A 14,388-nucleotide genomic window follows, 5' to 3' on the forward strand; every position below is an offset into this window, starting at 1 on the left:
CATCGCTACCAGGAGCTGCCATGGCCGAGCACAAGACTTCCCTCGATCCCGACGACTGGGCGGCGCTGCGCGAGCAGGGCCACCGCATGCTCGACGACATGTTCGACTACCTCGAACACCTGCGCGAGCGCCCGGTGTGGCAGCCGGCGCCCGCGCAGGTGCGCGCAAGGCTGCAGGCCCCTCTGCCGCGCGAAGGAAGCGACGTCGCCGCCCTGCACCGCACGTTCATGGACGATGTGCTGCCCTATGCGGTCGGCAATGCGCACCCCGGTTTCTTCGGCTGGGTGCATGGCGGCGGCACGCCGGTCGGCATGCTGGCCGAGATGCTGTCGGCGGGCCTGAACGCCAACGTGGGCGGCCGCGACCAGGTGCCCGTCGAAGTGGAGCGCCAGGTGGCCCGCTGGATGGCCGAACTGTTCCGCTTCCCGCAAGCCGCCAGCGGCATTTTCGTCACCGGCACCTCGATGGCGAACATGATCGCGGTACTGGTGGCACGCCGCCGCCTCCTCGGGCTCGGGGTGCGCGATGCGGGCCTCGCCAGGCTGGGACAGGGGCTCGTGGCCTACACGTCCGCCGCGGCCCACGACTGCATCGCGCAGGCGATGGACCTGACCGGCATCGGCCGCGCCGCGCTGCGCCTGGTGCCGCTCGACGACGATTTCCGCATGAATACCGCAGCACTGGAGGCGGCCATCGCCGCGGACGTGCAGGCGGGCCTGCGGCCCTTCTTCGTGGCCGCCACCGCCGGCACCGTGGACACGGCCGCGATCGACCCGCTGCGGCGCGTGGCGGAAGTGGCCCATGCCAACGGCCTGTGGTTCCACGTCGATGGTGCGTTCGGCGCGATGGCGATGCTGTCGCCGGAACTGGCGCCGCTGCTGGACGGCATCGACGCGGCCGACTCGATCGCCTTTGATTTCCACAAGTGGGCGCAGGTGCCGTACGACGCCGGCTTCGTGCTGGTGCGCGACGGCGGACTGCACCACGACACGTTCGCGGCCGCGCCGCGCTACCTGAAGCGCGAACCGCGCGGCATGGCCGGCGGCTCGCCGTGGCCATGCGATTTCGGCCCCGACCTGTCCCGCTCGTTCCGCGCCCTGAAGACGTGGTTCACGCTGCAGGCCTATGGTACGGACCGGATGGGCGCAGCGATCGCCGGCACCTGTGCCCTGGCCCGCTACCTGGCCGACGAGGTGCGCAAGCGCCCCGCTTTCGAGCTGCTGGCGCCGGTGGCGCTGAACATCGTGTGCTTCCGCTACAAGGTGGATGGCCAGGACGCCGACGACTTCAACGCCGCGCTGGTGGCGGATTTGCAGGAAGCGGGCATCGCCGCGCCGTCGCTGACCACGTTGCGGGGCAAGGTTGCGATCCGCGTCGCGATCGTCAATCATCGCAGCGAGCGGCGCGATATCGATGCGATGATGCAGGGGTTGGAGGAGCTGGCGGCGCGGAGGCTGAAGGGGGCGCAGTAGACGAGGCGTTACAGGATCGGCGGCCTGGTGTCCGACACATTTTCCGGATGAAGCACCCGGAAAAAATGTCAGACACCAGGCAGCAGGGCTATCGTCTGACCCGGGCGTTTTCCAGCAACTGCCGGAACGCCGCAAAAATCTTTCCCATGGCCGGCTTCTTGTACGGATACATGGCCTCGTCGTCCATCGCATGCACGATCATCGCGTTGTCGACCTCGAACACGAGCAGTTTGCCGTCCGGCGTCTCGGCGCAATCCATGCCGACATAAGGCAGGCCGATGCGGCGGTCGATCTCGGCCAGCGCAGCGCGGTGGCGGGCCGCGAACGTGGTGTCGAAGTGCGCCATCGCCTGCGCTTCCAGCGCGCGCTTGGCCTCGCTCTCGCCCATGCCGGCATTCAGGTAGTGCACCATCCAGTGTTCGGAGCTGGCGAAGTGCGCCAGGTAAGGCACGCCTTCTACCAGCACCACGCGGTACTTGCCGAACAGGCCGTTCGCGCCGCGGTAATCGACGAAGCGCGACAGGTAGAAGCGTTCCGCCGGCACCCGCGCCAGGTAGGCGGCCAGGATGGCGGGCGTGTCGATCTTGTCCAGGTCGTGGCCGGCGTGCGACCCCAGCGGCCGCACGATCAGCGGGAACGCGCCATCCGGCAGCAGGTCGCGCAGCAGGCCCGGGGCTGCCGCCAGCGCGGCGAGCTGCTCGCGCGCCAGCCGCACCGTCTGCGGCATTTCCACACCGTCGATGCCGCACAGCGCATTGCACACGCCGTCGCGCGACAGCACGGCGATCCGGTCCGGCCCGTTGATCACCGGCCGCGGCCAGCCGGCGATCCATTCGGACAGGCGCGCCAGCAGCGGCTGGTTGGCATCGTTCTCGCCCATGCAGACCATCATCACGTCGTGTTCGGGCACCACGTCCGGCCACGGCGCGTCGGCGGTCACATACAGGAATTCGAGGGTGACGTCCGAGTCTTCCAGCAGGAATTCGATCGGTGTGTTCGCCATCAGGTCGCCCAGGCCCATGATGACCAGCAGGCGCAGCATCTCGCCCCGGCGCGCCGGCAGCGTGTAGTGTGGACGGATGCGCACCGCCTCTGCCTGGACGTCCATCGCCACGTCGCGGTCACCCGTGAGCTGCAGCGTGATCGCGAAGTCGAGGTACGCATTGGCGTCCAGCTGGTCGGCCTCCGCGCGGGCCAGCAGCGCCTGCGCGACCGGCGCCATGTCCTGCTTGTTGAACGCCCGGCGCATCAGCGGCGCCGTGCCCACCAGCGGCGCGAACGGCAGCGCGGCCGCCGCCACCTCCGGGTCGGCTTCATGGGCCACGTCCGGCACGAAGCGTTTCAGCAGCGCGAGCTTGCCGGCCAGGCGCGGCGCATCCCAGCGCGGCGTGTAGTCATAGGGATCGGCGCCCTCGAAGGCGCGTACCGCGAAAGGCCGCCCGGACAGCACGATGTGCGCATATAGCGCGAACGCTTCGGCGAAATCGTCGAGCGGGGACTGCGCGCCGGACGGCGTGAGCCAGGCGGTGCCTTCCAGTGCCCGGTAAGCGGCAGCGGCGCCGGCATCGGGGCCAGCGCGGCGCACCGCATCGTCCAGCGGCACGAGCGGCACGAGCGGCACAATCGCCCCCGCATCGTCCACCTGCCATGACAGGGGCAAGAACGAGTATTCTCCCTGCGCGCCTTCGGTCCACCAGTCCGGGATGAAGCGGCGGCCGGCGGCCAGCGCCTTGCCCGCCTCGTGCAGCAACAGCAGGCGCAACGCGTTGGCGCGCGTGTCCGCTTCTTCGTGCTCGACGCGCACCTCGACCAGCGAAGGCGACGCGGGAAACGCCGCGCTGGCACGCGTGCTGGCCCAGCCGTTCGCGGTGACGTTCGCCAGCTCGCCCGCATCGAGCAAGGTGGCGATGCCGAGGAATTCGCCCTCGGGCGTCACGACGAGGTCGGTCAGCGCCTCGCGCTCCAGCCCCTCCACCAGATAGGCGCCGAGCCAGCTGGTGTGCAGCCGCGCCAGCACCGCGGGCGGCAGGCTGCCCAGCGCCTGCGCAAGGTCGGTTTCGAAGCCGGACGTGGCGGCGGGTGCGAGGTGCGGATGCGAGGCACGCAGTGCGTCGAATATTTGTTGCGGCGCCGGGCCGATGCGCCGTTCCGCCGGAAGTTGGATGGCGTTGTTCCAGAAGCCGGTTTCCTGGGCAATGATCATGGATGCGCTGGCTTGAATTGTCGGAAAGCCAGTATACGACGGTTGATCGAACTCTTGAGCGCAACTGGCGGGCACCCCGCTCTACAATGGGACAACAACCGAGGAGACCCATGAAGCCCGCCGTTACCATCCTGCCGCTCTCTATCGCCCTTGCCTGCGCTTCCCTGGCGCCGGCAGCCCTCGCCGTCGAGCTGCTGCCCCGCGACGGCGCCACCGGCGTCAATCCGGACACGCAGTTGCGCCTCGTGTTCGACACGCCGCCCGTGCCGGGCACGCGCGGCCAGGTCCGCATCTACGACGCCGCCGACGACCGGCTGGTGGACACGCTGGACCTGTCGATCCCGCCCGGCCCGACGGCGCGGCGCACGGCCCCGCGCGCACCCTACCTCGCGCATCCCTATCCCTACGGCGGACCGCGCCGCACCAACGCCGACACGAAACCGGGCACGCCGACGCCGGGCGTGAATCCGGCGCCCGTGAACCCGCCCGGCGACTTCCAGCTGACGATCATCGGCGGCCGCACGGAAGGCTTTCATTTCTATCCGGTGATCGTGCGCGGCAATACAGCCTCGATCACGCCGCACCACGACCTGCTCGCCTACGGCAGGACGTATTACGTGCAGGTCGATCCGGGCGTGCTGTCGGGCGACGGCTTCCAGGGCGTGACAGGCAAGGACTGGCGCTTCACGACGAAGCCCCGTGGCCCAGGGAAGGATGCGGCGCTGCTCACCGTCAGCGCACGCGGCGACGGCGATTTCTCAACCGTGCAGGGTGCGCTCGACCATGTGCCGGACCGGCCCGCCCGGCGCACGACGATCTTCGTGAAGAACGGCGACTACGAGGAGATCGTCCACTTCCGCAACAAGCGCGACCTGGCGATCGTGGGCGAGGACCGCGACAACGTGCGTATCCACTACGCCAACAACGAAGTGTTCAACCCGCACCCGCTGAACGTGGCCACCAACGAACTGCCCGGCACCTTCCCCTCGCGCCGCGCCGCCTTCATGGCGGACAACGTGCAGGACATCGCCCTCGTCAACCTGACCATCGAGACGACGGCCAGGGGGCAGGCCGAGGGCCTGCTGCTGAACGGCGCGCGCAATATCGTCACGCATGTCACCGTGCGTGGGTCCGGCGATGCGCTGCAGACCAACGGCAGCGCCTACTACAGCCACTTTACGCTGATCGGCGAGGGCGACACGATCCTCGGGCGCGGCCCGGCATTCTTCGAACGCTGCGACATCGCCTCGAAAGGTGCGTTCATGTGGATCAGGAACACGCAGGCAAACCACGGCAATGTGTTCGTCGGTTGCCGCTTCACCGCGATCGGCGGGCCGACGGAGATCGCCCGGCTGCCGGACAACAAGGGCAGGAACTATCCGTATGCCGAAGCGGTGCTGATCGATGCCACGCTGGACGGCATCAGCCCCGCCGGGTGGGCCGATATCGGCGATGGCGCCACGCATGCGAAGTTCTGGGAATTCGGTTCGCGCACTGTCGACGGCAAGCCGGTCGACACCGCCGCCCGCCACCCGCGCTCGCGGCAGCTCGATGCCACGCGCGACGCGGCCGTGATCGCGCAATACCGCGATCCGGCCTGGGTGCTGGGCGGGTGGCAGCCGGCGCTGGCGCCGATCATCCTGGCGCAGCCCCGGGCCGCGGCTGCCGCCAACGGCGCGGATACCACGCTGAGCGTGCGGGCTGCCGGGGTACCGGAGCCTTCGTACCGGTGGTTGCGGAACGGGAAGCCGATCGCTTCCGGTACCGACGGCGGCGGCAGGGAAGGCGCGTCGGGCCCGGTGGTCTCGGTGCGGGAGCCGGGGCGGTATTCCGTCGAGGTGTCGAACGCGAGCGGGCGGGTGGTCAGTGCGGCGGTGATGGTCGGCCCTTGAGCTGCGACGGCAGCTGGCGTTCGGGATCCGGTTGCCGGGCACGCCGCGCCGGTATCGCCTCCGATAAGCTGGCCTGCTTTGCCTGCCCTGCCTGCGCGGGAGAACCGCGCGACCTGTCGGCCCGGCGCAAGGCGCGCACCACCGCCGCGCGTTCATGCCCAGGCTTCTCATCACATTCAGTTAGTTGCATATTTTTGCATGGCCGACGCTGTTGAACCCTCTGGATCAGCCGGCCGATCCTTCCTGCGGCGCCTGCCGCGCTCCCACGGCGGCCCGGGTGCTGGCGACGCTTCATCGCGCGTCCGTTTCGCACCCGCGTCCAGACTCGCACCCGCGTTCAGACCGGGAGCCGGCGCATACCGATCAGTTCAGGAGTCCGCGCCACCAGCCGGCGGGCTTTCGTGGGCGAGCCTCGGACCGTATCGGTTCGAGCCGCCACATACCATGGGTATTCCGGAAAAGCGAGTCGGCGCCATAGTCGATCGGTACGCCCTCGACGATGCGAAAGACCGGCGCATCGGCGGCTGTCGCAAAGGTCTGGCCGGCACGGATCGTCGGGTTCTCGTCGAGCAGATACCGTGTAAAAGTCCGCAGCAGTTCCGCGGCATCGTCAACGTCGGCTTCGTCGACCATTGCCTCCGGCAGCCCGAAGTGATGCATTCCGCACGAGTACACGTGCGTGCCGCGCACATACAGGACAAAGGCGTCATGTACACCGAAAAGATGCCGGGCAGCGACAAGGTCGCGCCAGGCGCGGGGACTGTGCGCGACACCGCTGCTTTCCACTTTGACGCCCAATCCGCCCGCCTTGAGCAAGCCCTCGCCCGCAAGCATCAGCCGCTCGGCACTCGCTCGCGAGCCGCCCTCGCCGATCAGGTAGACGACCGATGCATGCGTGGCGATCCGGTTCATGTCGTCAGTGCCTTCCCAATGCCGCCCAGCGCTGACAAATGCGCTGGTCATACGCGTATCGAATTCCTCGAACTGCAGCTCGAACTTGTCCTTGGTCTCCATGTGCATCATTACCTGGCCGACGAAAAGGTAACCATCGCTATCGCGGATGATCCGTTCGAGCAGGGCGTGGCGATCCGTCCACTCCCCTGGAATGCACAATATCGATTCTTGTGGTGCCATAGACATCCTTGATTATCAGGCGCTTCGATCGCGCGTCCGCGAGCCGGGACCGCTTGCCGGTGCGGCTCTTCGCCGGCCGCAGCTTACTACAGCCGGGCGCCCACATTCCACCGGCAGGCTTGCGCATGGGAGGACGCGGGATGGCCGGCATCCGGACCTTGCCGCGGGGTTTGCAGGGTTTGCAATAAGGGGCGCGAAGTTCTGGGCGCGAAGGACGGGAAGGATGCGGAGGACGGTAACTGCGGGGACGATGGCGCCCACCCGCATGGGCAGGCGCCCTTGCAAACATGGCGGCGCCTCGGCCGAGGCGCCGCCGCGCGCATCAGAACTTCATGCGCAGGCCGAGGGCAAACGTGCGGCCCGGATCGTATTGCGACATCGTGGCGTTGGCGAACTGGAAGTAGCCGCTGCGCTTGGCCTTGTTCAGGTTGACGATGTCGAACGTCAGCATCGGCAGGCCTTCGCGGTCGAAGATCTGGTCCAGCTCGAAGCTCGACGAGAAGTCCGCCTGCTTGTAGTCGCGGCCGTACAGCGCCGCGGCCGTGATGCCGCTCTGGTTCGCGTTGGCCACCTGGCTGCCCTGCGAGTACGTGTGCGACAGGCGCACCATGTAGCCGTGGTTCTCGTAGTAGACGCCGAAGTTGTTGGTCTTCTTCGGCACCCCCAGCGCGATGAAGCCGGAAGAACCTTCGCCGCTGGCCTTCTGGTTGATCAGCGTGAGCGTTTCGCTGAAGCCGAAACCGCGCCACGGCAGGATCTTGTCCAGCGGCTGCACCCAGCCGATTTCCAGACCGCGGATGCGCAGGATGCCGTCCGCGTTGCGTGGGCGGGTCATCACCACGGTGGCGCTTTCCGGGCCGCCGCGGGAATCGATCGCCAGCTGCTGCGCCGGGATCAGCGTGTTGTAGTTGATCCCGTACTGCGCCAGGTTCGAGAACGGCATCGACACGTTTTCGTTGACCGTGAAGCCGTTCAGGCGCTTCTGGAATGCCGTCACCGAGAAGTAGCCTTCGCGGCCCGTGTACCAGTCCACGCCCAGGTCGATGTTATCCGACAGGTAGGGGTTCAGGCCCGGATTGCCGATCGTGCCCACGTCCGCCGAGACCGACGAGAAGTTGATGCCCGGGCGCAGGTCGTTCGGGTTCACGCGCGTCATGCTGCGCGAGGCGGCTGCACGCAGCACCACGTCCTTCGTCAGGTCCAGCGCGGCGGTGGCGGAAGGCAGCGTGTTGCTGTACTTCGTGTTCTGGTACACCCACTGGCTGACGTTCGGGTACTTGCTGCCGTTCAGCGTGAGGTTCGCGTTGCGCGGATCGGACGTCGAGTTCAGCGAGCCCACCTGCTGCTCGGTGCGCACGTAGCGCACGCCGGCATTCCAGCGCAGGTTGAAGCCGGCCGGCTGCAGTTCGCCGTTCGCTTCCACGTAGATCGCCTTCGACTTCTCGCGGATGAAGCCGGCGCTCGCGCCGGTCGACGACGCGCCCGAATCCGGTGCCGTGCTGTTGAAGTAGTCGTAGTTCGAATCGTTGCGGAAGCGGTCCCAGTCCAGCGCCAGGCGGCCGTACGGGCCGGGCACCAGGTAGTTCTGCAGCGCGGCGTTCGGGATCAGCGAGCCGCCATAGGTCAGCGGAGTGTTCTGGCCGGCGGTGTAGCCGGTGCCGTAGCCCGGGTACAGGGCCGCGGCCGAGGCGCCCGGCGTGCTGGCGCCGTCGCATGGCGGCGCGCCGTTCGGCCCTTGCAGGAACACGCTCGGGTTGTTGCCGCAGGTGGCGGCCTGCCATGCGGCGGAATTGTCCTGCGCGCGGATGCGGCGGTTGATGTCGTCCCACGCGAAGCCGGTGCGGATCGTCAGCTTCTTGTCGCCCCACGCCATGTTCGTGTGGAAGCCCTTGGTTTCCGTCTCGCGCAGCTCGTTCTGGATGTTGACGCGCCCGCCCACCCACTGGTAGTTCTTCGGATCGTTCAGGTCCAGGTTCGACACGATCGACGGCACGCCGCCATTGTTTTCATACGTGATCGTGTTGCCGCTGTTCGGCGCAGTGATCGGCATGATCGTCGGCGCTTCGTGCGTGAAGCGGCTGCGGTTCCAGTTGCCGGCCGCGTCGAACGTCAGCTTCGGCGTGATCTTCCATTCCACGCCCGGATTGATGCCCAGCAGGTCGACCTTGTCGCGGCGCGGGCCGAACTCGATGAAGTTCAGCGCATTGGCGAACGTGCCCGAGTTGACCACGCAGCCGGCGGCGCAGTCGCTGCGGTCCACCGTCATGTTCAGCGGGATCGACCCATTGTTCCGCACCGCCCACGTGTAGGCGTTGCGCTGCATGTCGTCGTCCTTCTTGCTGTACATGGTGTCCAGGTAGAAGTGCAGGCTTTCGGTCGGGCGGTATTCGCCGGCCAGCACGACGGAGATCTTGTCGCGGTTGCCGTAGTACTCCATCGTGCGGCCCAGGCGCGGCACGATCGCGTTGTCGATCTGGTCGATCGACAGGCCCGGATTGTTCGCCAGCAGGAATTGCTGGTTGATCGCCGTGCCCGGCACCAGGCCGTTGCCGGCATTGGCCGGCACGGTGGCCGGGATGGTCCAGTTGCCGCCGCCGGTCGCGTTGCGGCCCGGCGAATTGCTTTGGGCGGCCGTCAGGTTCGGATTGGTCCAGCCCACGGTCTCGAAGCCGGTAACGCGGCTTTCCTGGCGCGAGAACGAGATGCCGCCCAGCAGGCCGAACTTGCTGCCCCACGTGTTCGATGCGATCACGTTGCCGCGGAAGCCCGCCTTGTCGGCGATCTGCTGCTTCGTGCCGGTGAAGCCCATCGACAGCTGGCGGCCTTCCTTGTCGAACGGCCGCGCGCTGCGCAGGTTCACGACGCCGGCGGCGCCGCCTTCGATCTGGCTCGCCGCCGCGCTCTTGCTGACGGTGAGCTTGGTGAACAGGTCGGTCGGCAGCAGGTCGAGGTCGATCTCGCGGTTCGTGTTCGCGCCATCGATCGGGCCGGACGACGCCACGGCGATCGGCGAGTTGTTCAGCAGGATCTTCGTGAACGAGGAGCCCAGGCCACGGATCTGGATCGTCATGCCCTCGCCGGTCACGTCGCGCGCGACCTGCACGCCGGGCACGCGGCTCAGCGATTCGGCGATGTTCTTGTCGGGGAATTTGCCCAGGTCCTCGGCGTTGATCGAATCCTGGAAGCCCACGGATTCCTTCTTGTCGCGCGCGGAAGACAGCAGGCTGTTGCGATAGCCCGTGACCTGCACGGTCTGCATCGGCGCTTCGGCGGCTGCGGGCGCGGTCACTGGGTTGGTGGCGGTGTTGGTAGCGGTAGCGGTAGCGGTGGTGGCGTCCTGGGCATATGCCTGGGCGATCAGGCTTGCCATCACGGTCAGGCCGAGCGCGACGCGCCGCCCTGCGGTGGTTCGATCATTCATGGTGTGTCTCCTGTTTTTATCAGCACTGCCGTGCCATCTGTTGCCTTTTAGTAGCACAGCGCAGACGAGTTTAGGAGTCGCACGACACAATGTCAACATGTTTTAACATCGTTTGTTAAGCGCTACCATTTGCGCAACAGCGCGGATTTGTCGCTCAAGTTCCCCTATGACAGGGCCCTTGCGGAGTGGTCAGGCCAGTGTGAGATGCGCAACCATTTGGTAGCGCATATCAATTGCATTGAAGATATTTCTGTTATCAACGTCAGCCGGGAAAATCTGTCATGCCGGCATTTGCGGACACCCGCGCACGAGCGGCGACAAAAAAAAAGCGATACCTCGACGGTATCGCTTCTTGTGCCGCCACGGCGCCAGGCGCCGCCTTGTGGCGATCAGTGGTGGCCGTGCTCGGCCTCGTAGGCATCCGCCTCGGCCTTGTTCCTGTGGATCGTGCCGTCCGGGTGCTCCGGCGGCGTATACAGCGTGTACAGCTTCATCGGCTCGCTGCCGGTATTGATCACATTGTGATGGGTGCCCGCAGGAATCACGACGCCCACGCCGTCTTCCAGCGCATGTTCCTCGCCATCGAGGATCGCCTTGCCCTGCCCCGCTTCCACGCGGATGAACTGGTCCGTGTCGTCATGCTTCTCGGCGCCGATCTCCTCGCCCGCCTGCAGGGTCATCACGACCAGCTGGCTTTGCGGCGTGGTGAACAGCACTTCACGGAAGTTGTCGTTCGACAGGGTTTTTTCTTCGAGGTTGATACTGAATCCGGCCATGCTTGCTCCTTGTAGGGTTGAAAAGTTGCTTCAAAAATGGGGACGGACCGGAGCGCCGGACCGCCCATTTTCGAAGCAACAAAGCGCTTTACCGGGCGATCAGCCCAGCGCGACCTTGTGCAGCCAGCCGTGCGTGTCGGCCGCGGTGCCGCGCTGGATGCCCAGCAGCGCATCGCGCAAGGCCAGGGCGACCGGGCCATTCTCGTTGTTGTTGACGGTGACCTCGAAGCCGCGGCCCTTGATCAGGCCCACCGGCGTGATGACGGCGGCGGTGCCGCACGCGAACACTTCGGAGATTTCGCCGGATTCGATGGCCGCGCGCACTTCCGTCAGCGACAGGCGGCGCTCTTCGGCCTCGTAGCCTTCGTCGGCGGCCAGCTGCAGCAGGGTCGAACGCGTGATGCCCGGCAGCAACGTGCCGGTCAGTTGCGGCGTCACGATGACCGGCTTGCCCTCTTTCCGGTACACGAAGAACAGGTTCATCCCACCCATCTCTTCGATGTACTCGCGCTCGATCGCGTCGAGCCAGATCACCTGGTCGCAACCATGCTGCGTCGCCTCGGCCTGCGCCAGCAGGCTGGCCGCGTAGTTGCCGGCGCACTTGGCTTCACCGGTGCCGCCCGGCGCCGCGCGCACGTATTCCTTGCTGGCCCACACGCTCACCGGCTTCAGGCCCTGCGGGAAATACTCGCCGGCCGGCGATGCGATCAGCAGGAACAGGTATTCATTGGATGGACGCACGCCCAGGAACGGGTCGGTGGCGATCATGAACGGGCGCAGGTACAGGCTCTCGCCCGAGCCGGACGGCACCCATGCCTGGTCGAGCTTGACCAGCGCGTCGGCCGCGCCAATGAACAGCTCCTTCGGGATCGCCGGCATCGCCAGGCGGTGCGCGCTGCGGTTGAAGCGCTCGGCGTTCTGCTCCGGGCGGAACAGGCTGATCGAATTGTCCGGCTGGCGGTAGGCCTTGAAGCCCTCGAAGATCGCCTGGCCGTAGTGCAGCACGGAAGCCGATGGATCGAGCGACAGCGGGCCGTAAGGCTTCACTTCCGGATCGTGCCAGGTGCCGTTGCTGTACTTGACGACGGCCATGTGGTCGGTGAACACGCGGCCGAACTGGATCGCCTTCAGCTTCTGCTCGCGGTCGGCGGCGGAGGCGGGATTGGTCGAGGGGGAGATGTTGAACGTGGTAGTGGAGGACATATCGAAAACTGCGGAGAAACGAGTTGATCGTCGGGGGAGTTTAACATGTGCCATTGCACTGACGCTGAGGGCCGGCGGAAACCACCTGCCTGCAAGAGGCAATTTCAGCGTCAGAAATCCAAACGCACTCTGCATTCTCGAATATTGACATCCAGCAATACTTTCTCGACGACTGGCCTGTAAATTTCCTGTACGCATTTTTATGCTGGAAATGAGGAGCTGGCGTGGACAAATCAATCAATCGTGTTGAGACAACCTATGTGGATGCGACAACGGGTTCGGCCCGCTGCACCGTGCTGTGGCTGCTGGAAAACCGGAACCTGAAGGGCAAGACCACTCATCCCATTACACATAACAACAAGCTGACGATGTTCATTTGCGGGGAAGAGGGGTTTCGTGACATTGCCAACGAAATCCGCAATGCGCAATGCAGCATCGATATCTGCTGCTGGGGTTTCGATCCAGGCATGGAACTGGAACGCAAGCGCAATGGAACCTGGCCGCGCGGTGACACATACGGCGACTTGCTCATCGCGGCTGGTCGCCGTGGCGTACGTGTACGCTTGCTGGTGTGGTTTGACTGGACAGCCGCAAAGGCGGGCATGGCCCGGAATATGCCCGGCATGACCCATGACCGGCACGTGTGGCGGCAGGATGGCGGATTGAAACCGAACGCCGACAAACTCAGCGCCACCAATAGCAGTTCCATACTGCGCAACCTGCATGCGCGGGCAAAAGAGGGTAAATCCGATCCGCTCAAGAACCAGCGGGCCCTGTTCGACATTCATGAAGAGACCATTCCCCTGCTGGCCCGCGCGGAATATTGCTTCAGCTGGTATCAAGCCGCACGCGGTAATTCACTGAAAAACATCGAACTGCGCGTGCACACCGGCGATCCAGACAACATCGAGCAGCAGCTGGCAACCGAAGCCACACGGCCAGCACTGTCCGAGAACGCATGCATGGAGTATTTCGGCACCCATCACCAAAAGCCGCTATTGATCGACTACGACCATGCGGACGGCCAGAAAGCGGTGGGCTATGTAATGGGCCTGAATTCCGTGAGCGAATATTGGGACACCGTATCGCATCGATTGGAGAATCCGCGCCGCGAAGAAGTAAATCCGGCTGACGCTGCAAAGGCACGCGAAGGTGAACGAAGCTTCAAGACCTTGAAGCCATTTCGCGACTACGCTTGCCGCATCGACCGTGGTGGCGCCCTCGTTTCCTTGTACAACAACTTCATTGGCGCTTGGAACAGGGCGAAGTCGAAAGCCCCCAGTGCCGGATCAGCCGTGGACTTCAATGCCGCACCGGAGAACGCGGGAGTTCCATCGGCCTTGCTGCACAAACCCTGCCGTGGCGACAGCACCGTCCAGATCGTTCGTACGCAACCGGCGGAAAACGACATGTCGATACGCGAGCTGTACTTCAAGGCTGCGGACAATGCGAGCCTGGCTTTCCGTTATCTCTACGTTGAAAACCAGTACTTCCAGTATGAGGAATGGACAAAACGCCTGGTGGAGAAACGCCGTCATGTGATGAAACTGTGGAACAAGGCCAGGACCGCATCAGGAAAGACTCTTGCCCAAATGCCTGTGCTCCATGTGTTCGTCGTCATCCCCGTACCGGAACGCGCGGAAATGATTCCCCGCACCTACGATGCGCTGGCACATCTTGGGGAGCACATGGCAATGAAGGGCCAGCAAGTGTTGATCGACAATGAAAACAGGCGCGTGGCCGCGACCAGGCCTAAAGCGGCACATCCTTTGGATGGCACGTTCGGACGGCCCCAACCACATCACTATGCCCTGCCAGAGGTCGTAGCGCACGCCAATGGTATCGACAAGCCCGACCCTAAAAGGCTGGAGAGGGAATTCGGCATCAAGGTCTGTACGGCGATGCTCAATGCATGCGGCTCCGATGGCAAACAGTGGCGTTATCGCGAAATCTATATTCATTCAAAACTTCTGCTCGTGGATGACGTGTTCTGCACTTTGGGGAGCGCCAACCTGAACCAGCGCAGCATGACGGCGGACAGCGAATTGAATCTCGCCACGATCGATCCGAAGTTGACGACGGATCTGCGCCGGAAGATCTGGTCGCAGTTGAGTGACAAAGTGGCCGACGGAGGGGATGGCAGCAACGGCGAAATTGCACAGGCATTTGCAGACTGGCAAAAACTCATGCGCGCGAATCAGGCAAGCCAGCTTGACGGCCGCCGACTGAAGGGCTTTATTCTCCCGTTGGAAGACTCACGCAGTTCTACGTTGCGGCTGGGCTGACT

General features: G+C 65.1%; 8 protein-coding genes. 3 read left to right on the top strand and 5 right to left on the bottom strand.

Annotated features, from left to right (window positions below):
- The first annotated feature begins 20 nt into the window (after positions 1-20).
- Positions 21-1,472 carry a pyridoxal phosphate-dependent decarboxylase family protein gene (locus ACY65G_RS00865; protein ID WP_464995489.1) on the top strand — a complete coding sequence of 484 codons (1,452 nt, stop codon included), beginning with the start codon at positions 21-23 and terminating at the stop codon, positions 1,470-1,472.
- Between the two features lie 88 nt (positions 1,473-1,560).
- Here ACY65G_RS00865 and ACY65G_RS00870 read toward each other — a convergent pair whose 3' ends face one another.
- On the bottom strand, positions 1,561-3,675 hold the full coding sequence (locus ACY65G_RS00870; RefSeq protein ID WP_464995490.1) for an ATP-grasp domain-containing protein: 2,115 nt from the start codon (positions 3,673-3,675) through the stop codon (positions 1,561-1,563).
- 110 nt (positions 3,676-3,785) lie between these two features.
- Here ACY65G_RS00870 and ACY65G_RS00875 point away from each other — a divergent pair, with 110 nt between their 5' ends.
- Complete coding sequence (locus ACY65G_RS00875; RefSeq protein WP_464995491.1) at positions 3,786-5,567, top strand: pectinesterase family protein; 1,782 nt, start codon at positions 3,786-3,788, stop codon at positions 5,565-5,567.
- Positions 5,568-5,930: 363 nt separating this feature from the next.
- Here ACY65G_RS00875 and ACY65G_RS00880 read toward each other — a convergent pair whose 3' ends face one another.
- From ACY65G_RS00880 to ACY65G_RS00895, 4 genes are all read right to left on the bottom strand, one after another.
- Positions 5,931-6,701: a DUF4261 domain-containing protein gene (locus ACY65G_RS00880; protein WP_464995492.1), complete on the bottom strand. Its 771-nt coding sequence runs from the start codon at positions 6,699-6,701 to the stop codon at positions 5,931-5,933.
- A gap of 322 nt (positions 6,702-7,023) precedes the next feature.
- Positions 7,024-10,122, bottom strand: a complete 3,099-nt coding sequence (locus ACY65G_RS00885) for a TonB-dependent receptor (RefSeq protein WP_464995493.1) — start codon at positions 10,120-10,122, stop codon at positions 7,024-7,026.
- A gap of 389 nt (positions 10,123-10,511) precedes the next feature.
- Positions 10,512-10,898, bottom strand: a complete 387-nt coding sequence (locus ACY65G_RS00890; protein ID WP_464995494.1) for a cupin domain-containing protein — start codon at positions 10,896-10,898, stop codon at positions 10,512-10,514.
- 99 nt (positions 10,899-10,997) lie between these two features.
- A complete protein-coding gene (locus ACY65G_RS00895; RefSeq protein WP_464995495.1) occupies positions 10,998-12,101 on the bottom strand; it encodes a branched-chain amino acid aminotransferase in 1,104 nt (367 codons plus the stop codon).
- A gap of 224 nt (positions 12,102-12,325) precedes the next feature.
- On the opposite strand from ACY65G_RS00895, the gene ACY65G_RS00900 reads away from it, so the two are divergent.
- Positions 12,326-14,386, top strand: coding sequence for a phospholipase D-like domain-containing protein (locus tag ACY65G_RS00900; RefSeq protein WP_464995496.1), 2,061 nt, complete (start codon positions 12,326-12,328; stop codon positions 14,384-14,386).
- Positions 14,387-14,388: the final 2 nt, after the last annotated feature.

The organism is Pseudoduganella sp. jia 12, assembly GCF_055502675.1.

Bases quoted from the DNA above. Each gene is read 5' to 3' on its own strand.
- ACY65G_RS00870 (WP_464995490.1), bottom strand. From the start codon at position 3,675: ATGATCATTGCCCAGGAAACCGGCTTCTGGAACAACGCCATCCAACTT.
- ACY65G_RS00885 (WP_464995493.1), bottom strand. From the start codon at position 10,122: ATGAATGATCGAACCACCGCAGGGCGGCGCGTCGCGCTCGGCCTGACC.
- ACY65G_RS00875 (WP_464995491.1), top strand. From the start codon at position 3,786: ATGAAGCCCGCCGTTACCATCCTGCCGCTCTCTATCGCCCTTGCCTGC.
- ACY65G_RS00880 (WP_464995492.1), bottom strand. From the start codon at position 6,701: ATGGCACCACAAGAATCGATATTGTGCATTCCAGGGGAGTGGACGGAT.
- ACY65G_RS00890 (WP_464995494.1), bottom strand. From the start codon at position 10,898: ATGGCCGGATTCAGTATCAACCTCGAAGAAAAAACCCTGTCGAACGAC.
- ACY65G_RS00865 (WP_464995489.1), top strand. From the start codon at position 21: ATGGCCGAGCACAAGACTTCCCTCGATCCCGACGACTGGGCGGCGCTG.
- ACY65G_RS00895 (WP_464995495.1), bottom strand. From the start codon at position 12,101: ATGTCCTCCACTACCACGTTCAACATCTCCCCCTCGACCAATCCCGCC.